We start from the raw sequence: 19,624 nt of genomic DNA on the forward strand, positions 1-19,624 counted from the left end.
TGGCATCTATTGAACAACGTCTATCGGACGATGTAGTTGGTACAGAGAAAGTGCATGAATACTGCCAAACAACTCGTGAGTTACGGGAGTGCAGCCGTTGATGAAGAAAACCGAGAAGCCGAACGGCTACGCGTTCGACACCGGAACGACAATGCACGTTGAACAGTATGCGCGTATCGCCCACTTCGAATTGATGCGGATTGGAGTGATAGCGCAATTTCAAAAATATTGAAGCGTTGCGGGATATCGAGGCCATCGCAAAAACTGCACAAATGATGGCACTAGGGAAAAAATTTCCCACAGAAAAAGGAGAATTAAACATCGAAAAATAGAACCGCTTTCACTAATGCGATCCATCTGGTCTGTCTGGCCACATGTGTGTTCTAGGCCCGATCTCACGCCGTTTTTTTGAGTCACTCGATCATCACGATACTTTTTTGCGAATAGGTAGAAAGCATAAAGTAATTCATAAGTGTCACAAATTGACAAGCAGCGTAGAACTACGTTGTGGATAGTGATAGCGTTGGCCGATTCACATCGCGCTATATAGATATCGATTTCCAAAAATGATTTCTTCCACTTGCAACAGTACTCACTACTCCAAGTTCAACCAGATATCACCCAAGCATGAACGCGATGCGATGCGTGAGGACGATTGTCAAATTGCACGCGACAAGGCATTGCTGCCAGGTAAATCCTCTCTTACGTAATCCATAGCGATTTCCAGGCCTGTCGGGTTGTGGACACGCATTGAATACCCGTTTCGTCGTAATTGCCTAACCCGCGCCATTGGCGCATTTACTGTTGAGGGACACTGTAATGCCGGAACAGGAACGTAAAGGAACGCATTACCACTTCGCTACAACTGCCGCGCTTACCGAGCGCGGTGGCCGGGTTACTACGGCTTCGAAATTTACGCTGTGCGGCTTGGGTATTGCCCGCGTTGGCGACGTCGTGACATACCCCAATGGAAGCGAAGCGGTCATCGTGGACGGAGCGGGATACGCTTCCACCCTTGACAACCGGGCCGCCGCTCTAGTCGGTTCTCACCTGAGCAACGGCGACTGGATTATCGAAACGCCATGGGGACACCTTGCAAAAGGGTTGTTCATTGAAAATGGAAAAGACGTGCCCGGCTTGTTCGATGCAAACTGGACACCCCCGCCGAAAGAGTCGGTCGCCCGCTTTGCGGTTTTCGGCGCGACTACCGCTAAGGGTGGCATGGTGCGCGAAGTATCGAGCGAATGGGCTATCGACGGAACGCATCGCAAGGCCGCGAGCATTGGCGATTTTGTCGAGTACGAAGATGGAACCCGTGCACGCATTATTACGGGCATTGGCATTCCCGGCGATAAGCGTAACCGCTATGCGGTCGTCGGCAGTCTCCTGGATAACGGTGACACGATTACCGATAGCCCGCATCGCGATCCGCGCACGTCCACCATTTTTGTGCCCATCAATGAACGTGGCGTCGCGTTGATTCGCCACTAAAGTGGCGAATCATGGTGCGTCGTATTGCGGTAGTCGCGGACCAACTCGATACGGATGGTCCGATTAACCCCTATAAGGTTCCGATATGCGCGTTTGGCTATAGCGCATCAATCGGTGGCCACGTCTACTGTGAACCCTGCAAGAGCGTCGGCACGAGCGACGCAAACCGTTTGATGATTTATCTCGGACACAAGGAGGGCTAATGCGAGTTCCAGTGGTCAGATTCGGCGATCCCACCACCACGGGCGGGAAAGTGAATGCACTGCACAACGATATGACAGACGGCGGAAAAGCCATTGCGCTGCACGGAGAGCGTGCAACGTGCGGTAATTGCAAAGGCACATGGCCCATCTTCGGCAGTGCACACGCGATGCGAAATGGTGGGCGGGCCGCTGTACTGCATGGCGATAACGTTCTATGCCCCTGCGGCCAGAATCGAGTTATCTCGATGTCCGACAGCTGCTTTTACCATCGCCGCCCAGGTGAAGATGGAAGCGTGGCTAACACTCGTTCGTCCGCAAGCGTTGACCCGCAATCGGTCCAGCATGACGAGCAATTCACTCTTCAGGATGCAACCGGCCGCGCGCTGCCAGACACGTATTACACGGTCCGGTTGCCATCCGGCCAGCTTGTTCATGGCGTCACTGACGGCATTGGTCGCACAGAGCGATGCGCAACCGAAGGCGCGCGACGCCTCCATATCTATCTAGGGCACCGGGAGGAGTAAATGTCCGGCATCTACCATGCAGCGGTCGAAGATGATCCGTTGACAAGCGGCAACGGAAGCTGTGTTTATTCCTATAAGCAGTACCGCACGATTACAGGTGCAGATGGCAACCGCCACCGCCTTGCTTTTAGCGGCGATGGCGCGCATTGCCCCAGATGCGATAGCACGGGCCTGATTACCTACGGTTCCAGTCCCGGCACTCGGCATCCCCTGATTGATCATGTGAATGGCGGGCGCCGTCAGGCTGTCGGCGGCGATATCGTTCTGTGCAAGTGCGCCGATCCGCCCCGGATCATTGCGGAATATCGGCGCATGGTTAATCGCAACCGAGGCGAAGAAAGAGCGGCGTCGATCGCCAGAACGTCCGCGCGGAACTTCGGCCAAGACAAACAATTCATGCTGACCGATGGCGAGCGTAAGGCCCTCGCGGATACCTATTACACCGTTCGAACGACTACCGGCGAACTCCAGCCTGACGTTACCGGCTCATTCGGCAGAACGACTCGCTACACGACGAAAGACGCGCAACGCCTGCATGTATGCATCGGCCGCAGGGAATAAAAATGTCTGATCGACTGGCGGCAGATGGAGACCGCACCTCAACAGGCGGGGAGGTGACAGGCCACAGCGGCATCTATAACGAAGTCGGAAAAATGCATGCACACAAGGAGAATCTGGCGACGTGTGGAAACTGGAAAGGAGGATGGCCGATACATGGCATCGTCAGCGGCTGGATGGATGACGACTATCCCATGGTCATCGATGGCGACCGCGTGTTGTCTCCGTGCGGAAAGAATCTTGTCGTCGCGTCGAGCGCATCGAACGCGTTCTATTCGGAAGGCAGAGGTGCAGCACAGGCCGAGTGCCCGCCGGAGTTCCTCAAGACTGACAGATACGACGAACAGTTCACCCTTGTTGATGCCAACGAAACGCCACTCCCTGACACCTATGACACGGCTCGCAGGCCTTCGGGTGAACTGCGACTCGCACAACCGATTCACGGGACGAACTGGACGCTATCGAACGGAATCGGCTCAATCAATCAAGAGTTATCTTGTTCACAAACAGGGAGGCCAATGCCTGACGCACTTGCAACCGCTTTAACGAACACCAACCCGAATTCCAGCGTTAGCGCCCAGACGGAAAGACTCAGTAAACCCTGGAAGCTGTCGGATGACGGCGTTGCTTTCATGGCCGTATGTGAAAGTGGCGTCATGAACGGCACCTATATGGGACTGCCTGTTATTGATGGAATGATTCTAAAAGTTTATCTGGATAGCAAGGGATTTCCTACGGTCGGCTTCGGCCACAAGGTTATTCCTTCGGATCATCTGCATGTGGGTGACACGATTTCGGTAGAGCGAGCATGACAGCTCTCAAAAATAAATTTTTCAGAAGCGGAGTCCGCAATCAATCGTCGGATACGCGTCCCGTTGCATCAATACGAATATGATGCACTAGTAAGCATGGCTTTTAACGCAGGATCGGGACAGGGGATCGCATCATTAGTTGGCAAGGTAAATTCAGGTCAATACGATGACCTACCATCTTATATTCGCGGGTATCGCGCCGGTGGAATTGAGTGGCGTCGCGCGCTAGAAGCACGACTTTTTAAAACAGGGAACTATGATGCGAGACACGGGAGAGGCATTGTTATATAAATCGGGAAAATCGGTCATGATGGTGCTGGCTTTAGTTGTATTTCAGCCGGTATATGCTGATGAAATTATTGATGATGCCAATTGCATGCAACACCTCGGCGGTGGTGGATTTGGGGATTTCGATTGTTACGAACATCATGCTAAAAGTCTTGGAGCCGATAGCAAGAAAGTCGCGGCTGCAATTAAAGCGACTCACGGAATTACCGGCGCAAACAGGGCAAAGCTTGCGCAGTATATGACTGCACAAGATCAAGTAGCAAAGGCTTGTGATTTATCTAACAAACTTGCATTCGATTGGAATATTGAATCTTCTCCTAAAACCCACGTCGATTTATATGATGTTATTGGAGCTCGTTGTCAATACTCTTTACGAAAACAGCAGAATGACTTTTTACATGATCTCTATTCGATAAAAACGGGTAACTAGCTGCAGATTTGGTGCACAACGCGTGCGATGGCGTCGGCGACTGGAAGCGCGGCTTTTTCAAACAGAAACGGAATAATCCGCGTCGAAACCTTGCGATACAGCAGGTCGTCGTGCGCAGCAGCTGATACGCCCGGCTCTAGCGCGGGGGCGAAAGATTGGCTCATCGGTTATCTCCAAACGTGCGGGTCCAGCGGACCCATTGAGTCCGGCGTCTTGATGCGCCGCTTTCGTGCTTTGGTGCTTCCTTGATTTCGTGCTGCGTGCTTGATTGCACGTGACGCGAATGGTCACGCGCGTGCCGCCGCTTCAGGCGGCCAGCGAATGCGACTCCGCGTTCTGAACCACCTTATCGATCACCCCTTCACGCGCATGCTGCAATGCCTCGATCAGCGTCGCGTAATCGCCGATATGATTCGCGAGCAACAGAATCAATTGCGCATTGGCCGACTGACTCTGCGCATCGTCGAGGTCGCGGTGCATATCGATCAGCGCCTCGTAGAAGTCGTCCGGGCGGGCGAGATTCGGTTGAATATTGAGTGCCATGTGTTTGTCTCCTGCTATTTTTCGCTATTGCGCAGTGCCTGCGTGCGCAGCTCTTCAGGCCGTTCCTTCGACACACAACGCGCGCTTCAATGCGTGCTCGACGGCACGCGTATCGAGTTGCCGCCACCGTGCGCAAACGTGCTGGTCCGGCCGGATCAGATAGAACGTGCCGTGTGGTGCGTCGTAACGCGAGCTTGCGAGACCGTCGGCGTCGTGCGCGACCTGCACGTCTTCCGGCAACATGGAACCAACCTGCGCATCGCCGCACATCACGACAACGAGCTTCAACGGTATCGATCCGGTCCGCAGTGAATTCAATGAAGCGAGCGCCGCCTGATCGACACCCTGATCGCTGCAAAACAGCACGCCGGTAAATTGCTGACCGAGTTGCTGCAACAGCCACGCCGGTTGTTCATTCACCTGCACGGGCGCGTCGACGCACGATGCACCCGGCACCAACGAACCGCCAAAGTTCTCGCGGTCCGCTGTATTCAATGGAGAATCACGCAACACCGCAGGCACGGACAACCGCCCGCTATTCGCCAACGGACGCGCGAACGGATGATGCCGCGCGAGCTTCAGCACAGCATCACGGAAAACGCGGCTCACAGGACTCTTCGGCGTGATGAAATCGGTGGAACGCGTGGAGTTGCGGATGTTTTCGTCAGCGGCAAATTCGCGTTCGCTTGCATACGTATCGAGCAACGCGTCCGACGCCCGGCCGTCGAGCACCATCGCCAGTTTCCATGCGAGGTTCTCGGCGTCCTGCATGCCGCTATTCGCGCCGCGCGCGCCGAACGGCGACACGCCGTGCGCGGAATCGCCCGCGAACAATACGTTGCCGTGCCGGAAGCGCTCCATCCGCAAACACGAAAACGTATAGACGCTGACCCATTCCAGCTCGAACTTCGCATCGGCGCCCAGCAATGCGCGCACGCGTGGAATGACGCGCTCCGGGGTTTTTTCCAGCACGGGATCGGCATCCCATCCCAGTTGAAAATCGATCCGCCATACGTTGTCCGGCTGACGATGCAACAGCACCGACTGATTCGGATGAAACGGCGGGTCGAACCAGAACCAACGCTCGGTCGGAAAATCCGCTTCCATTTTGACGTCGGCAATCAGGAAGCGGTCCTTGAACGTCACGCCTTTGCTATCGAGTCCCATCAGCCGACGCATTGGACTGCGCGAGCCATCGGCAGCGACGACATAACGGCCGCGCAACGGATACGCACCGTCCGGCGTTTCGACGGTCAGCGTGACGCCGGCATCGCACGAACCCGGTGTGCCGTTCTGCTGCACGCCCACTACTTTGCTCTTCCAGCGAATCTCCAGATTCGGCATTTCCTGCGCACGTTCGAGCAGAAAACCTTCGACGTAGTACTGCTGCAAGTTGATGAACGCGGGCCGGTTATGACCCGCCTCAGGTTGCAGATTGAACGTGTACACGAGTTCGTTTTTCAGGAACACCTTGCCGACATTCCAGCTGATGCCCTTATCCACCATCCGTTGACCGCAGCCGAGCCGATCGAAGATATCGAGCGAGCGCTTCGAAAAACAGATCGCCCGCGAACCGGTGGACAACGAACAATCGTCGTCGACCAGTACGACCGGCACGCCCTGCTGCGCGAGATCGATGGCGGTCGCGAGACCGACCGGTCCTGCGCCAACCACGATCACGGGATAGGCCGCCTGTTCGTCGCCTTGCGCGCTTTGCTCACGGCAAGGCTGGTAGTCGAACGACAGCGCCTGGTAGTTGATGCTCATCTTGTGTCTCCATCCGTCTCTGCGTCGCTTTGCGCTTATCGTTGCTGTCAGCCTTGCAGCGCGTCCCACATTTCCTTGTCGCGCTGCGCGGTCCAGATGCGCGGATGCGTGATGCCGCTGGCTTCATCGAAAGCACGCGACACATCGAACGGCAGGCAATGCTCGTAGATGAAAACGTGGCCGAACTTCGGGTCCATCGCCTTGCGCGTGTGCGCCATCGCGGCCTTCAGATCGAGCTTGTCCTTGAACGCTTCACGGCCTGCCTGCAGCAGCGTGGTGACGAAGTCTTTGGTGTAGTCGAGACCTTTGTTCACATCGGCCGGAGTCAGCAGCGCGGGGCCACGCCCCGGCACCAGCTTCTCCGCATTCAGCGCACGCAGCGCTTCGAGCGTGGCAGGCCACTGTTCGAGTTGCGCGTCGCCGCAGTAGCACGCTGCGTCATATTCGACGAGGTCGCCGGAAAACAGCACCTTTTGCGACGGCAGCCACACGACCGTATCGCCCTTTGTATGACCCGCGCCGAGATGCGCGATGCGCACTTCGAGCTTGCCGAGAAACAGCGTCATTTCCTTGTCGAACACGAGCGTCGGCCACGTCAGACCGGGCACGGTTTCGACACCGGCAAACAGACGCGGAAAGCGTTCGATTTCCGATTTCATATCGGCCTCGCCGCGCTCGACGATCATCTCGTACGTGCCGCGGCTCGCGATCACCTGCTGCGCGCCTTCGTCGAAATAGGCCGATGCGCCGAGCACGCGCACTGCGTGATAGTGCGACAGCACGACGTATTTGATCGGCTTGTCGGTGACGCTGCGGATCTTCGCGATCAGATCCTGCGCCATGGCGGGCGTGGCGGTGGTGTCGACGATCAGCACGCCGTCGTCGCCGATGATCACGCCTGAGTTCGGATCGCCCTCGGCGGTGTACGCGTACGCGTTCTCGGACAACTGGGACCACGTGACTTTCTTGACTTCCAGGTCGGCCTGGGATGCGAATGCCTTTGCCATGCTTGTCTCCGTCGAAGTTGGACGTGAGGCGAGACGGCCGGCGGCGCACCGGTGGTGCGGGCTGACGGTATGGGAGGACTTGTCTCGCCCCGTTTCTGCTCTGTGAATGCGCCGGTGTGTCGGGGTGAATGCATCTTATGGCTGGCCCAGTTTATTTGTCAATAGCGAAATGTATCGCTATACGCAAATTGCGCGAAGCCTAAGATGGAGACGGAACTGGATGGCCATTCGGTTAACATGGACCCTTTTTACGGACGGGCGCGGGTGTGGGCAAAGCAGCGAAACCGGCCACCGGCCAAGGCGCGGGCGGCAGCGAGACGACGGACGGCGGTAAGACGCAACGCGGCATCCAGAGCGTGGAAGTGGGCGGCCGCGTCCTGCTTGCGCTCGCGCAGGCGCGCGCACCGCTGGCTTTATCCGATCTCGCCAGCGCCGCGCAGATCGCGCCGGGGCAAGCCCATGCGTATCTGGTGAGTCTGAGCCGCCTGGGCCTCATCAAGCGTGACGAGTTGTCGGGGCGCTATGAACCGGGGCCGCTGTCGCTGCGGCTCGGCTTGCTGCATCTGGAGAATCAGCCCGCGTTTCGCGCCGCCGTGCCGCGCGTGGCGGCGCTGGCCGAGGCAATTAGCTTTAGCGTCGCGATCTGTATTGCCGGGCCGCAGGGGCCGACCATCGTCCGCTACGAGCACGCGGGGTTTCCGCTGCACGTCAATCTGCATGTGGGCACGTTGATGTCGCTTCCGGCGACATCGACGGGACGGGTGTTTTGCGCCTATTTGCCCGCCGACGTGCTGGCCCGGATGTGGGCGAATCAATCGGGCGGCCCGGCAGGCAGCGCGATGATTCCGCCCGACCAGAGCGCTGCATTCCAGGCCACGCTGAACGCGATCCGCACGCGCGGCCTGGAATCCAGCGTGGATGCGCCGAGCCCCGGCATCAGCAGTCTGAGCGCGCCCGTGCTGGATAGCGACGGCCGCCTGCTGCTCGCGTTGACCGTGATCGGCTCGACCGGTTCGATCGACGTCGCCGCCGACAGCGCCACAGCCCGCGCATTGCTTGCCACCGCCCGCGATATCGGCATCGAACTGGCCGCCGCGCCTTCCCTGTTAGCGTCTTCCGCATCGTGACCGATTCTCCCGACCTCTCCCCCCTTTCGTCCGCCGATGCGAAACCGCAGCGCGGCATCCAGTCGCTCGACAACACCGGCGAGTTGCTCGGTGCACTGGTCGCCGCGGCGCGGCCCTTGAGCCTGCGCGATCTCGCCACCGCTGCCGGCATGCCGCCCGCGAAGGCGTTTCCGCATCTGGTGAGTCTGCTGAAAATCGGCTTGCTCGACCGCGACGCGTCCGGTTGTTTCGCGGCGGGGCCGCTCGCACTGGAGCTGGGTTTGATCGGCTTGCAGCGTCTTTCGCCGACGCGCGAAGCGGAGCCTGAAGTGGTCGAACTGGCGGCATCGACGGGGATGAGTGTCGCGATGGCCGTGCTCGGTCCGCTAGGGCCGACTGTCGTGCGCCTGGAAGAATCGGCGCGGCCGTTGCATGTGAGCTTGCGGGTCGGCACGGTGATGTCGCTGGTGAATACCGCGATTGGCCGCGTGTTTTCCGCCTATGTCGCGGACGACGTGCGTGTGGGTCTGCTGATGCAGGATCATCTGCGGCTCGCGGGTGCCGATGCCACGGAGGTGTTTGCGGGAAAGACCGCAGCTTCGAAAGCAGGTGGCGGCGTCGTAGCAAACTCGCTCGCACCGCTGACTCAAGCCTACGCGCAGCGCCTCGCGCAGATCCGCGCGGACGGCATCGACACAGCCTTGAGCCGGCCCGTGCCTGGCATCAGCACGTTGGCCGCGCCGGTGCTCGATCACACGGGCAGCATCTGCCTCGTGCTTGCGTTGATGGGTCCAAGTGGGAGCTTCGACAGCGAAACGGCGGGCGGCCCGGCGCAGACCTTGCGCGCGGCGACATCGCGGTTGTCGCGCAGATTCGGCTGGATTGCGGCGATAGGCGAACATCCCCGCGAACAGCGCGGCGCAGAGAAAAACGCCTAATTCCCGGTCGCTTCCGGCTCGTGCGACGCGAGACGCGCCTTCGCATGCCGCATCTTTTCAAGCGTCTTCGGACCGGCTTTAAGCGCGACGCCGATAGCGAGCGCATCCATGATGCACAGATGCACGAGCCGCGAGACGCCTGGCGTATTCGGATCGATCGGACTCGGTACGCGCAGCAGCAAGGGAATATCGACCAGCCACGCCAGCCGCGAGCCGACATTGGTCAACGCGATGGTCGTAGCACCTCGTTCCTTCGCAATCTGGATGCTCTCGTTCACTTCGACGCTGCGTCCCGAATGCGAGATCGCAAACGCGACATCGCCGGGCTCCATCAAACCGGCGTAAAGCCGTTGCAGATGACCGTCGGTAAAAGCCGTCGATGCGATATCGAGCCGTAAAAACCGCAGCGCCGCATCTTGCGCGACCAGTCCCGACCCCGATCCCACGCCAAAGAAAAACACTCGCCCCGCGCTCGATAAAGCCGCAATCGCGCTCTCCACGACCGTAGGATCGAGCGCGCCGCGCGCATGCGTAATGCCGTCGATCGCCGCTTCGCCCACCTTGTCCATCAAGGTCTGCACGTCGTCGTCGCGCGCGACCGCCGTCGACGCATACGGCAGTCCGCCCGCCACGCTTTGCGCCAGCAACATCTTGAAGTCACGCAGACCATGCGCGCCGATCGCGCGGCAAAAGCGCGTGACCGAGGGCTCGGACACCTCCGCGCGCTGCGCGAGTTCGGTGATGCTCGCGCGCATCGCGAAATCGACGTCGCTCAGCACCATCTCGGCGACCTTGCGCTCGGCGGGCCGCAAGCTGACCAATGCGTTGCGGATGTGGGGAATCAAGTTCGGTGCGGACACCCGGTGTTCCTTAAGGGTTAAATGAATCCGCGTGGTGCGCAGCCTTTATCGGCAACACGCGGTTCAGACCAGCCTGCGTCCGCTCTCCGTATCGAACAGATGAATATGCTGAGCCGGAAAACGCAGCGTGACACGCTGGCCCGGCTCGACGCTCGAGCGCTGGCGAGTCGTCACGCACCACGTATTGCCGCCAATTTTTCCATACAGATGCGTTTCCGCGCCGGTCGGCTCGACCACGTCGACATCCATGGCCGCGTCCGGCGCGGCCGTCATGGTCTCGATGTGTTCGGGCCGCACGCCGAGCGTCACCTTCGCGCCGACTTTCGCCGAGGCAGGCGTGCTTTCCAGCACGATCTCGCCACCATCTGCGAGTTTCAGCGCGAGACCTTGTCCTTGCGCGCGATTCACGATCACGCCTTCGGCGAAATTCATCGACGGCGAGCCGAGAAAACTCGCGACAAACAGGTTCGCAGGACGATCGTAAAGCTCCAGCGGACGACCCATCTGCTCGATGCGCCCCGCGTTCATCACGACGATGCGGTCGGCCATCGTCATCGCTTCGATCTGATCGTGCGTGACGTAAATCACCGTGTTTTTAAGCCGCTGATGCAGCGCCTTGATCTCGGTACGCATCTGCACGCGCAGCTTCGCGTCGAGATTGGACAGCGGTTCGTCGAACAGGAACAGCGACGGCTCGCGCACCACCGCACGCCCCATTGCCACCCGTTGCCGTTGACCACCCGACAAAGCACGCGGTAAACGATCCAGGTAGCCGCCCAGGTTCAGCATCTTCGCCGCAGCTTCGATACGCGGCTTGAAACTCTCCGAGGATTCCTTACGAATGCGTGGCCCGAAGGCAATGTTCTCGTAGACCGACAGATGGGGATAAAGCGCGTAGCTCTGGAACACCATCGAGATATTGCGCTGCTGCGGCGCGAGCGTATTCGCGCGCGTGCCGCCGATCATCAGATCGCCGCCGCTAATCTCTTCGAGCCCCGCCACCATGCGCATCAGCGTGCTTTTACCGCAGCCGGACGGCCCGACCAGCACGACGAACTCGCCGTCGTCGATGTCGAGATCGATGCCGTGCACCACCTGCGTGTCGCCATAGCGTTTGAAGATGCCGCTCAGTTGCACTGCTGCCATGCTGTCCTCATCGTCTTGCTGCGTTTGCGTTGCGTGGTTCGTGTATCAGGCGAAATTCGCGTGATACCGGTTCAAAGCGATTCGAGTGTCAGTTCTTCGGCCATCAACCGGTTGCCCGCCATCAGGCCGCCGTCGACAGGCAACATGACACCGGTGATGACGCGCGCCATTGGCGAGGCGAGAAACAGCACGGCGTCGGCAATGTCGTCGGGCGTGGCGAAATCGCGTAACGGGTACCACTTTTTCAGATCCTCGAACACCTTCGGATTCTTGTCGACACGGGCCTGCCACGCCTGCGTCTTCACCGTGCCCGGACAGACGATGTTCGCGCGAATGCCGTAACGGCCCAGCTCGATGGCCAGCGCTTTCGTGTAGCTGATCAGCCCCGCTTTCGCCGCGCTATATGCGGGATGACCGAGCGCGGCGAGTCCGTTCACCGAGCCGATCAACACCAGCGCGCCGCGCTGCCGTTCGATCATCGACGCGCGCACCGCTTCGACCGTGTGATACGTGCCGTTCAGATTCAGATGAACGTCGCGCTGCCAGGTGGCGGCGTCGGTCGTGGCGAGCGTCAGCCCTTGTGCCGCGCCCGCGTTGGCAACCAGCACATCCACCGGGCCGCGCAACTTCACCGCTTCGGCCACCGCGTGCTGCACCGCGGCGGCATCGCCGAGATCGGCGACGACCGGTGTGACATGTGCGTCGCCCAGTTGTGCGGCCAACGCATTCAGCGCGGCCGCGTCGACGTCGAGCGCCAGCACCGTGTCGCCCTGCTCGACGAAACGTTTGCACAACACACTGCCGATGCCACCGCAAGCGCCCGTTACCAACACCACACGATTCATGTCCGCCTCGCTCCTCGACCTTCGCCAACCGGCGCCGGATTAGCGTGTAAATTTCCTACAAACGCGAAGTTCACTGCTTGTCTAGTCATCCCGAAGTTTGGGTATGCGTGACATTGCGTTATGCAGAATACCCCTGCTTTACAGCATCTTATGCACAAAACGGGCTGAGAAAAAATATGGCAGACCCTACGTGACAAGCAATTTTGCGTCATGTAGGATTTTTTCAAACAATTCACCCCAAGCGGCCGGCGACGGCAGCAGACCACCCCACCATCGTTGAGTTGATGGGACCGGAAAAAAGCGCTCAAGCGCCGACTCCGGCCGACACAGGAGAGAGAGAAATGTCGTTGCATGCCCGTGCTTCCCTCGCGCTAGGCAAAGTCGCCGTCGCGCTCGCGTTTGCAGGTATCGCCGTCGCGGCTCACGCCGACACGGTTCGCGTGACCGTCGCCCACTACAGCGATGCGACCGCACCGTACTTCGAAAAAATGGCCCGCAATTTCGAAAAGGCCAACCCCGGCACGACGATCAAGATCGAAGACGTGAACTGGGACACGCTGCAACAGAAGCTGCAAACGGACATTTCAGGTAACGCCAACGCCGACCTCGCGATTGTCGGCACGCGCTGGCTGCTCGACTTCGTGAAGGACGACGTGGCCGAACCGCTCGACGGCTACATGGACGCGAGCTTCAAGAACCGCTTCATCGGTCCGTTCCTGGCTCCTGGTCAGATCAACGGCAAGACCTACGGTCTGCCGATCGCCGCTTCGGCACGCGCGCTTTACTACAACAAGGATCTGCTCGCGAAAGTCGGTTACCCCGACGGCCCGAAAACGTGGAACGACGTGATCGACGCGTCGAAGAAACTGAAGGCGCAGGGTATTGCGGGCTTCGGTCTGCAAGGCAAGGAAATCGAAACCGACGTCTACTATTACTACGCGCTGTGGACCAATGGCGGCGACGTGGTCGGCAAGGACGGCAAGGCAGCGTTCAATTCGCCGGCCGGCATCAAGGCGGCCACGCTGTACAAGTCGATGATCGATCAGGGTCTGACGCAACCGGGCGTGACCGGCTACAGCCGTGAAGACGTGCAGAACCTGTTCAAGCAGGGCCGCGTCGCGATGATGATCTCGGCACCGTTCCTCGCGAAGCAGATCAAGAAGGAAGCGCCGAATCTGAAGTACGGTATCGATCCGATTCCAATGGGCACGACGCACGCCACGTACGCCGTGACGGATTCGATCGTGATGTTCAAGAACTCGAAGGTGAAGAAGTCGGCGTGGAAGTTCCTCGACTATCTGTTCACCAAGGAACCGCGTGTCGAGTTCACGACGACCGAAGGCTTCCTGCCGACCACCAAGGCTGAAGCAACGGACCCGGCGTTCAACGACCCGGACACCAAGGCGTTCGTCGCGTTGCTGCCGACTGCCCACTTCGCACCGACCGTCACGGGCTGGGAAGACACCGCGAAGGCCGTGACGGATTCAATGCAGTCGATTTACCTCGGCAAGGCACAACCGGCTGACGCGTTGAATGCAGCGGCTACGCAGGCGAACAAGTCGTTGGGTCATTGAACCCTGCGGTGATCTATTCGTGATTGTGTTTGTCTTTGTCTGAATACGGAACGCGCGCCGCCATAGACCAGGGCGGTGCGCGTTTCGGTCGTAATGCACTAGCTGCACTCGTTGCACTATCCGGCCCATCCCGTCGCGCCCACTGACTAACGCGGACGCGTCTTACGATCGAGCACGCATGAGCCGTTCCGCTTCTTCGCGCCTGCAAGCGCCCTGGTTGCTGATTGCGCCGAGTTTGATACTGGCGCTGTTCATCATCAGCTATCCGATTTTCAACATCGTGTGGCAATCGCTGCATGAGGTATCGCGTTTCGGCGCGATTCGCGACTTCACCGGTCTGCAGAATTTCCAGACGATTTTCGACGACCCCATATTCCTCGCTTCCGCCCGGCGAACGATTGTCTGGACCGTCAGCGTCGTGGGCGGCACAGTGCTGATTTCCGTGCCGGTAGCCCTGGTGCTGAACCAGGATTTCTATGGACGCGGCGTAGCACGCACCATCGTGATGCTGCCGTGGTCCGTCTCGCTGACCATGACCGCCGTGGTCTGGCGCTGGGCCTTCAACGACGACTACGGGATGGTCAACGTCACGTTGCAGAGACTCGGGCTGATTAGCGGCCCGATTCACTGGCTCGCCACGCCCGAACTCGCGTTTCCGGTCGAGATCGCCGTCGGCATTCTGGTGTCGATTCCCTTTACGGTGACGATTCTGCTCGGCGGTTTGTCGTCGGTGCCGGGCGATATTTACGAAGCCGCGCGCATGGACGGCGCGAGCGCGTGGCAGCAGTTCCGCAAGCTGACCATGCCGTTGTTGAAGCCGTTCATCAACATGACGATTCTGCTGAACGTGATCTACGTGTTCAACTCGTTCCCGATTATCTGGGTGATGACGCAAGGCGGTCCCGACAACAGCACGCACATTCTCGTCACGTATCTCTATGAGCTTGGCTTCCGGCTGGGGCGTCCCGGCGAAGCAGCCGCCGTCTCGCTGATCATGCTCGTCATGCTGTTCGTTTTCTCGATCGCCTATCTGCGCCTGCAGCCCGCGAAAGAAGGAGATCCGTCATGAGTCTCAGCGTCAAGATGAAGCGCTCGTTGTGGTGCTGGCTCGCGTTGTCGCCACTCGTAGTGGTCGTATTGTTTCCGTTCGCGGTGATGTTGTTCACCGCGTTGAAACCGGCTTCGGAAATCTTCGTCTACCCGGCGCGCTGGTTGCCCGTGCATTGGCAATGGCGCAATTTCGTCGATATGTGGGAAGCCGCCAACTTCGGCGTGGCGCTGCGTAACAGCACGATCATCAGCTTGCTGTCCACGGCGCTCGCGCTCGCGGTGAGCCTGCCGGCCGCTTATGCACTAGCCCGCTTTCCATTTCGCGGACGCGGTTTGTATCGCCAGTTTCTACTCGTCACGCAGATGCTGTCGCCGATTCTGCTGGTGGTCGGTCTGTTCAGGCTTGCCGCAATGATTCCGTTTGGGGACGGCAATCTGGTCGACTCGAAGATCGGCGTGATCGTGTCTTACGCGGCGTTCAATATCGCGTTTGCCGTATGGATGGTGTCGTCGTACTTTCAGACCGTGCCACGAGATCTCGAAGAGTCGGCGTGGCTCGAAGGATGCGGGCGCACCCGGGCGGTGTTCAAGGTATTCCTGCCGCTGGCGGTGCCGGCAATTGTCGTGACCGCGATCTTCACGTTCATCAATGCATGGAATGAATTTGCCGTTGTCTATACGCTGATCCGTTCGCCGGAAAACAAGACGCTCACGGTGCAGGTGACGGATATGGTCGCGGGGAAATACGTCGTCGAATGGCATCTGGTGATGGCCGCTACGCTTTGCGCCACCTTGCCGGTTTCGATTGTGTTCGCCTGGCTGCAGAGGTATCTGGTGAAGGGCCTGGCTTTGGGAGCAGTTAAGTAAAACTTGCGTAGCGCGCGGCAAACAGGTTTTGTTCTGCCGCGCGCTTTGCATTCATCCGAGGGCGCCCGCTATCACCCGGGGCGCCCTTATTCCGATAGCGCCGCGTTATTCCGTGCCGCGCACAATCCGCAGATCGCGCTCCACACCGTCGCCCAGCGCTTCGAGCGCCTTCTTGTACGCGTCGCTTTCGTAAGCGGCGACCGCCTGTTCGTAGGTCGCAAACTCGATGACGACCGTCCGCTCCTTCAAACCCTGCTCACGCGCTTCATCCGCCACACCGCGCACGATGAATTTGCCACCGGCAGCGGCCACTGCCGGCGCGGCGAGTTGCGCATAGGCGGCGAGTTTCGCCGCGTCGTTCGTCTTGCGATAGCTGGTTACCCAATACCCTTTGCTCATTTGAATCTCCTTGTTCTTCGGTTCGGAAGCTGACGCTGCCGACATAGTAGCAAAGAGAGATGGTGCGGTTCGGTGGCGCGGGCATTCGTGCCTGAGCGGAGACGATCGTACTTTTTCGGTCTCGATGCGCGAGGTTTCTGCAATCGCTCCCTTCATAGCTGTTCGGGCAAACGCCCCTTGTTCCGTCGCGCGACGTAGGCCTGTATCGACCGCCTGGCCGGGGGAGGCCGCAATAAGCACGTACCTTCTACCCCATGTTGTCAGCCGTTTGTATGGCTGCTCGCCCGAGGCATCACGCTGACGCTGTCAAAAAAAATTCACGGCATCGAAAAAATTGGGAATAAAAGGAAGCTTCATCGTGTTTGACCATACGTAGACAGCAGCAAACATCCGGCTTGCCGATTCAGGCAAAAGCCTTCGAATGCCGCTCCAGTCTCAGACGGACCGTATCCAGGCGCACGAACAGCTTCACCTTGCACTCACGCGTACGGTGATCTTCATCATTAATTAGTTAGGCATCCGCAATGAAACTCAAATTTCTCACCTTCGCGGCAATGGCGCTCTTTGCTTCGATTGGCGTCGCGACTCAGGCTTCAGCAAAAGAACACAAGCCGACGAACACGCAACAGTGCGTGGGCCCCGCCGGTTATTGCACGCCATATTTCGGTAGCTAAACACGCCGCATTGTCTCGGCTATTTCTACCAGTCAACTCATCCCGTTTAAAGGAATTTCCATCATGAAAAAATCTCTCGTTTGTTTCGCTCTCGCTGCCGGCGCATTGGCTGTTCCCGCTCTCAGCTTCGCTCAATCGAATGCACCGCTCACACGCGCTGAAGTGCGCGCCGATCTGATCCGCGTCGAACAGGCGGGCTACAACCCTTCGACGAGCGACGACGCCAACTATCCCGCCGATATCCAGGCTGCCGAAGCAAAGATCGCCGCGCAGGATAGCTCGCAAACCACTCAGTCCGAATACGGCGGCATGCCCCAGAATGGCAACTCTTCTTCCGGCAAGCCCGAACGCATGCAGATGACGCCGGAATGCGTAGGCCCGGTAAGTTTTTGCAATCCTTTCTTCGGTAGCTAATCGATGCATATATAGAATCCTGCTTCGCTTGCTCCACAAGCAGGATTCCTACTAATTTGTTGAGCAATAGTCCCGCAAGCAGATTATCGCCCTCCTTGCACTAACCGCTCATCACACGACCCCAGTGCGATCAAGCCCAAAAATTTCCTGACACACACCCCGGACACCGCCCCGACACTTTTCCGACACACGTATGTCGTAACGTTCGAGGTTTGCTCCGACGGACCTGCTCAGGACACTCCTTTGACGAAACCGCTTGCACTCGGTGCGACCATTTTGCTGGCCATCATCGGCGTCGGCTTTGCCATCGGTGCGCCGTTTCTGTTGGGCTCTGATGCCATCGTGGCCGGACTGCAGGCTGCGTCGCCTCATCTCATCGTCATGCTGGCCGCGAGTGCGCTCGTCAGTGCAATGGCCAAAGCAGGCAAGCAGCAATTGATGCAGACCGCGTTGGGCCTGCACATACGGTTTCCGCGCACGCTTGCGATCACCTTCGTCACCGATGCGGCGTTTCTGGGCTCACCGTTCGGCGCAGCGGGATATGGCGTGAATCTCGGGCTATTGCAACGCGCCGGCGCGTCGTGGACCCAGGCGACCACCGTCGTCAGCGGCGACCAGGCGCTCGATCTCGCCTTCTTTGCAATAGCAGTGCCGGTTTCGATCGTCTCTTGTATCGGTTTGGTGAGCGGGCTGATTGCGCCGATGTCGCTGCAAGTCGCGGCCTGCGTTTCGCTCGGCGTTATCGCGCTAGCATTCGGCATCTGGCGATACCGGCGACAACTCGGTGCGAGTGTTCACCGCGTGCTCGAACGTGTCGGCATAAAAAATGAGCGCCCCGCGCAGTGGCGCGCGTTCGTCGTCAACGTGCGCCAGCAATGGACGCATCTACTCACCGGACCACGCTGGCAACTCGCCGTGCTGCTTCTGCTGACCACGACCCAATGGCTGCTCCGCTATGGCGCGTTGTGGTTCATTCTGCTTCAGTTGGGTTATGCGCTGCCGCCGGGCTTTGTCGTGGCCGTCCAGGCGCTGGTCCTGCACGCTGCGCTGTGGACCGGCATTCCCGCTGGCGGTGGTGGCGGCGACCTCGGGCTTGCCGCCGCATTCGGCTCATGGGTACCGCGAGCGACAGTCGGAACCGCCCTCATACTCTGGCGATTCGCAACACTATTCTGTCCGCTGGCGTTGGGAGCCTTCGGCATTGCGGCTTTGGCGCTCGTTCGCGTCGGCACCAAACGCGCGTAAGCGGATTATTGCGGCGTGTCTGGAACGCCCCTCATGCGAGTCGCAAAAGACACGCGCCCATGCGCGACCCTCAGGCGCGATAACCGTACCGTCTGCGAGATCAATGCAAGCGGATAGACCACCCGCAGCAGGTCGGCAATCATCCGCCATTCCGCGCGAACGCCGCGCCAATAGCCGAGCTTTTCGGTCTTGCGTGCCTGGGTGACATGCGGCCAATGCGTGACAGCAATTCGCAGGCGTCGATCGATGATCAGGCGGTTCATAAACACTTCGATGCCGAAGCGTGGCAGCGCGCGAATCTGCACGACCGACTCCTGCAACAACGCCTTCCTGACCACGCGCTCGCCCGAAACGAAGTCGAGGCCGATAGCACGAAAAATCGCGAGACTGTTCTGCCGCAGGCTGATGCTGACATCCGCGCGGCCTGTAATCACGGGGGCCGCGAGCGCACTAATATGCTCTGTAGCAAGCCCTTTGAGGTCGGCGTCCAGCAGCATCAGCAGATCACCGCGTGCGGCGGCGATGCCATCCATCATCGCTGCGCTTTTGCCGCCGTTCGTGGCGCGCGCGATCAGACGTACCGAAGGAAACTGTTTGACGATATCGACCGTGCCGTCGGTGGACCCGTCGTCGACGACAATGACTTCGCCCAACGCCGCATGCATGGCGGCGACGGCGAGTACTTGCCCGATGCGAGGCGCTTCGTTATATGCGCAGATGATGCACGAGATGAATTGCGAACCGTATGCAGAGGAGCTGGCGGTCATAGGCAAATGAAAGGTGTGCATTGAACGCTATAACTGTTACGTCATGCGCAATGAAAGGGTATTAGAGTCGCTGCCCATCATACGCGAGCGTACCCACTACTTTTGTGACCCGGCGT

23 protein-coding genes are annotated in these 19,624 nt (G+C 59.1%); 14 read left to right on the top strand and 9 right to left on the bottom strand.

The window, feature by feature from the left end; translation table 11 throughout:
• Window positions 1-100: 100 nt before the first annotated feature.
• The 7 genes from BLS41_RS40000 to BLS41_RS38630 all read left to right on the top strand — a co-directional run bounded on the left by BLS41_RS40000 (window position 101) and on the right by BLS41_RS38630 (window position 4,306).
• Window positions 101-232, top strand: a complete 132-nt coding sequence (locus BLS41_RS40000) for a hypothetical protein (protein WP_290439534.1) — start codon at window positions 101-103, stop codon at window positions 230-232.
• 587 nt (window positions 233-819) lie between these two features.
• On the top strand, window positions 820-1,491 hold the full coding sequence (locus BLS41_RS27645) for a PAAR domain-containing protein (protein WP_143026378.1): 672 nt from the start codon (window positions 820-822) through the stop codon (window positions 1,489-1,491).
• 202 nt (window positions 1,492-1,693) lie between these two features.
• On the top strand, window positions 1,694-2,218 hold the full coding sequence (locus BLS41_RS39700) for a PAAR domain-containing protein (protein ID WP_074770561.1): 525 nt from the start codon (window positions 1,694-1,696) through the stop codon (window positions 2,216-2,218).
• Window positions 2,219-2,779, top strand: a complete 561-nt coding sequence (locus BLS41_RS27660; RefSeq protein WP_074770563.1) for a PAAR domain-containing protein — start codon at window positions 2,219-2,221, stop codon at window positions 2,777-2,779.
• Window positions 2,780-2,781: 2 nt separating this feature from the next.
• A complete protein-coding gene (locus BLS41_RS27665) occupies window positions 2,782-3,588 on the top strand; it encodes a hypothetical protein (RefSeq protein WP_074770565.1) in 807 nt (268 codons plus the stop codon).
• 12 nt (window positions 3,589-3,600) lie between these two features.
• Complete coding sequence (locus BLS41_RS40145; protein WP_083380097.1) at window positions 3,601-3,879, top strand: glycoside hydrolase family protein; 279 nt, start codon at window positions 3,601-3,603, stop codon at window positions 3,877-3,879.
• Window positions 3,880-3,895: 16 nt separating this feature from the next.
• Window positions 3,896-4,306 carry a hypothetical protein gene (locus BLS41_RS38630; RefSeq protein ID WP_143026379.1) on the top strand — a complete coding sequence of 137 codons (411 nt, stop codon included), beginning with the start codon at window positions 3,896-3,898 and terminating at the stop codon, window positions 4,304-4,306.
• Here the strand turns inward: BLS41_RS38630 and BLS41_RS39185 are convergent.
• From BLS41_RS39185 to BLS41_RS27685, 4 genes are all read right to left on the bottom strand, one after another.
• Window positions 4,303-4,470, bottom strand: coding sequence for a hypothetical protein (locus tag BLS41_RS39185; RefSeq protein WP_171910252.1), 168 nt, complete (start codon window positions 4,468-4,470; stop codon window positions 4,303-4,305). The genes BLS41_RS38630 and BLS41_RS39185 overlap by 4 nt on opposite strands.
• Window positions 4,471-4,612: 142 nt before the next feature.
• A complete protein-coding gene (locus BLS41_RS27675) occupies window positions 4,613-4,849 on the bottom strand; it encodes a DUF2783 domain-containing protein (protein WP_074770569.1) in 237 nt (78 codons plus the stop codon).
• A gap of 54 nt (window positions 4,850-4,903) precedes the next feature.
• Window positions 4,904-6,616, bottom strand: coding sequence for an FAD-dependent oxidoreductase (locus BLS41_RS27680; protein WP_074770571.1), 1,713 nt, complete (start codon window positions 6,614-6,616; stop codon window positions 4,904-4,906).
• A gap of 47 nt (window positions 6,617-6,663) precedes the next feature.
• Window positions 6,664-7,623, bottom strand: a complete 960-nt coding sequence (locus tag BLS41_RS27685; protein WP_074770573.1) for an MBL fold metallo-hydrolase — start codon at window positions 7,621-7,623, stop codon at window positions 6,664-6,666.
• A gap of 266 nt (window positions 7,624-7,889) precedes the next feature.
• Between BLS41_RS27685 and BLS41_RS27690 the strand changes: the two genes are divergently transcribed.
• Both BLS41_RS27690 and BLS41_RS27695 read left to right on the top strand, forming a co-directional pair.
• Entirely contained in the window at window positions 7,890-8,750 is an 861-nt protein-coding gene (locus BLS41_RS27690) for an IclR family transcriptional regulator (RefSeq protein ID WP_074770575.1), read from the top strand.
• Window positions 8,747-9,667, top strand: coding sequence for an IclR family transcriptional regulator (locus tag BLS41_RS27695; protein WP_074770577.1), 921 nt, complete (start codon window positions 8,747-8,749; stop codon window positions 9,665-9,667). The genes BLS41_RS27690 and BLS41_RS27695 overlap by 4 nt, the downstream gene beginning before the upstream one ends.
• On the opposite strand, the gene BLS41_RS27700 is transcribed toward BLS41_RS27695, so the two are convergent.
• From BLS41_RS27700 to BLS41_RS27710, 3 genes are all read right to left on the bottom strand, one after another.
• A complete protein-coding gene (locus BLS41_RS27700; RefSeq protein WP_074770580.1) occupies window positions 9,664-10,527 on the bottom strand; it encodes a MurR/RpiR family transcriptional regulator in 864 nt (287 codons plus the stop codon). The two genes, BLS41_RS27695 and BLS41_RS27700, sit on opposite strands and share 4 nt — an antisense overlap.
• Before the next feature lie 63 nt (window positions 10,528-10,590).
• Window positions 10,591-11,673, bottom strand: a complete 1,083-nt coding sequence (locus BLS41_RS27705; protein ID WP_074770582.1) for an ABC transporter ATP-binding protein — start codon at window positions 11,671-11,673, stop codon at window positions 10,591-10,593.
• A 71-nt stretch (window positions 11,674-11,744) separates the two neighbouring features.
• Window positions 11,745-12,518, bottom strand: a complete 774-nt coding sequence (locus BLS41_RS27710; protein ID WP_074770584.1) for an SDR family oxidoreductase — start codon at window positions 12,516-12,518, stop codon at window positions 11,745-11,747.
• A gap of 341 nt (window positions 12,519-12,859) precedes the next feature.
• On the opposite strand from BLS41_RS27710, the gene BLS41_RS27715 reads away from it, so the two are divergent.
• The 3 genes from BLS41_RS27715 to BLS41_RS27725 all read left to right on the top strand — a co-directional run bounded on the left by BLS41_RS27715 (window position 12,860) and on the right by BLS41_RS27725 (window position 16,009).
• Entirely contained in the window at window positions 12,860-14,092 is a 1,233-nt protein-coding gene (locus BLS41_RS27715) for an ABC transporter substrate-binding protein (protein ID WP_074770586.1), read from the top strand.
• A 178-nt stretch (window positions 14,093-14,270) separates the two neighbouring features.
• Window positions 14,271-15,161, top strand: coding sequence for a carbohydrate ABC transporter permease (locus BLS41_RS27720; protein ID WP_074770588.1), 891 nt, complete (start codon window positions 14,271-14,273; stop codon window positions 15,159-15,161).
• Window positions 15,158-16,009: a carbohydrate ABC transporter permease gene (locus tag BLS41_RS27725; RefSeq protein ID WP_074770590.1), complete on the top strand. Its 852-nt coding sequence runs from the start codon at window positions 15,158-15,160 to the stop codon at window positions 16,007-16,009. Before BLS41_RS27720 ends, BLS41_RS27725 begins: the two co-directional genes overlap by 4 nt.
• A gap of 105 nt (window positions 16,010-16,114) precedes the next feature.
• Here BLS41_RS27725 and BLS41_RS27730 read toward each other — a convergent pair whose 3' ends face one another.
• Window positions 16,115-16,408: a DUF1330 domain-containing protein gene (locus BLS41_RS27730; RefSeq protein WP_074770592.1), complete on the bottom strand. Its 294-nt coding sequence runs from the start codon at window positions 16,406-16,408 to the stop codon at window positions 16,115-16,117.
• Window positions 16,409-17,145: 737 nt separating this feature from the next.
• Here BLS41_RS27730 and BLS41_RS27735 point away from each other — a divergent pair.
• Window positions 17,146-17,496 carry a DUF4148 domain-containing protein gene (locus BLS41_RS27735; protein WP_074770594.1) on the top strand — a complete coding sequence of 117 codons (351 nt, stop codon included), beginning with the start codon at window positions 17,146-17,148 and terminating at the stop codon, window positions 17,494-17,496.
• Window positions 17,497-17,739: 243 nt separating this feature from the next.
• The gene (locus BLS41_RS27740; RefSeq protein ID WP_074770596.1) at window positions 17,740-18,741 is read left to right on the top strand and encodes a flippase-like domain-containing protein; all 1,002 of its coding nucleotides are present in this window, start codon (window positions 17,740-17,742) and stop codon (window positions 18,739-18,741) included.
• Between the two features lie 5 nt (window positions 18,742-18,746).
• Here the strand turns inward: BLS41_RS27740 and BLS41_RS27745 are convergent, their stop codons facing one another.
• On the bottom strand, window positions 18,747-19,508 hold the full coding sequence (locus BLS41_RS27745; protein WP_074770598.1) for a glycosyltransferase family 2 protein: 762 nt from the start codon (window positions 19,506-19,508) through the stop codon (window positions 18,747-18,749).
• Window positions 19,509-19,624: the final 116 nt, after the last annotated feature.

This window comes from Paraburkholderia fungorum, assembly GCF_900099835.1.
GTDB classification, from domain to species: domain Bacteria; phylum Pseudomonadota; class Gammaproteobacteria; order Burkholderiales; family Burkholderiaceae; genus Paraburkholderia; species Paraburkholderia fungorum_A.

Coding starts and splice junctions, on each gene's coding strand:
- BLS41_RS27720 (WP_074770588.1), top strand. CDS start 14,271: ATGAGCCGTTCCGCTTCTTCGCGCCTGCAAGCGCCCTGGTTGCTGATT.
- BLS41_RS27665 (WP_074770565.1), top strand. CDS start 2,782: ATGTCTGATCGACTGGCGGCAGATGGAGACCGCACCTCAACAGGCGGG.
- BLS41_RS27705 (WP_074770582.1), bottom strand. CDS start 11,673: ATGGCAGCAGTGCAACTGAGCGGCATCTTCAAACGCTATGGCGACACG.
- BLS41_RS27675 (WP_074770569.1), bottom strand. CDS start 4,849: ATGGCACTCAATATTCAACCGAATCTCGCCCGCCCGGACGACTTCTAC.
- BLS41_RS27685 (WP_074770573.1), bottom strand. CDS start 7,623: ATGGCAAAGGCATTCGCATCCCAGGCCGACCTGGAAGTCAAGAAAGTC.
- BLS41_RS27730 (WP_074770592.1), bottom strand. CDS start 16,408: ATGAGCAAAGGGTATTGGGTAACCAGCTATCGCAAGACGAACGACGCG.
- BLS41_RS27680 (WP_074770571.1), bottom strand. CDS start 6,616: ATGAGCATCAACTACCAGGCGCTGTCGTTCGACTACCAGCCTTGCCGT.
- BLS41_RS39185 (WP_171910252.1), bottom strand. CDS start 4,470: ATGAGCCAATCTTTCGCCCCCGCGCTAGAGCCGGGCGTATCAGCTGCT.
- BLS41_RS27725 (WP_074770590.1), top strand. CDS start 15,158: ATGAGTCTCAGCGTCAAGATGAAGCGCTCGTTGTGGTGCTGGCTCGCG.
- BLS41_RS27645 (WP_143026378.1), top strand. CDS start 820: ATGCCGGAACAGGAACGTAAAGGAACGCATTACCACTTCGCTACAACT.
- BLS41_RS27710 (WP_074770584.1), bottom strand. CDS start 12,518: ATGAATCGTGTGGTGTTGGTAACGGGCGCTTGCGGTGGCATCGGCAGT.
- BLS41_RS27715 (WP_074770586.1), top strand. CDS start 12,860: ATGTCGTTGCATGCCCGTGCTTCCCTCGCGCTAGGCAAAGTCGCCGTC.
- BLS41_RS27735 (WP_074770594.1), top strand. CDS start 17,146: ATGAAAAAATCTCTCGTTTGTTTCGCTCTCGCTGCCGGCGCATTGGCT.
- BLS41_RS27660 (WP_074770563.1), top strand. CDS start 2,219: ATGTCCGGCATCTACCATGCAGCGGTCGAAGATGATCCGTTGACAAGC.
- BLS41_RS38630 (WP_143026379.1), top strand. CDS start 3,896: ATGATGGTGCTGGCTTTAGTTGTATTTCAGCCGGTATATGCTGATGAA.
- BLS41_RS39700 (WP_074770561.1), top strand. CDS start 1,694: ATGCGAGTTCCAGTGGTCAGATTCGGCGATCCCACCACCACGGGCGGG.
- BLS41_RS40000 (WP_290439534.1), top strand. CDS start 101: ATGAAGAAAACCGAGAAGCCGAACGGCTACGCGTTCGACACCGGAACG.
- BLS41_RS27745 (WP_074770598.1), bottom strand. CDS start 19,508: ATGACCGCCAGCTCCTCTGCATACGGTTCGCAATTCATCTCGTGCATC.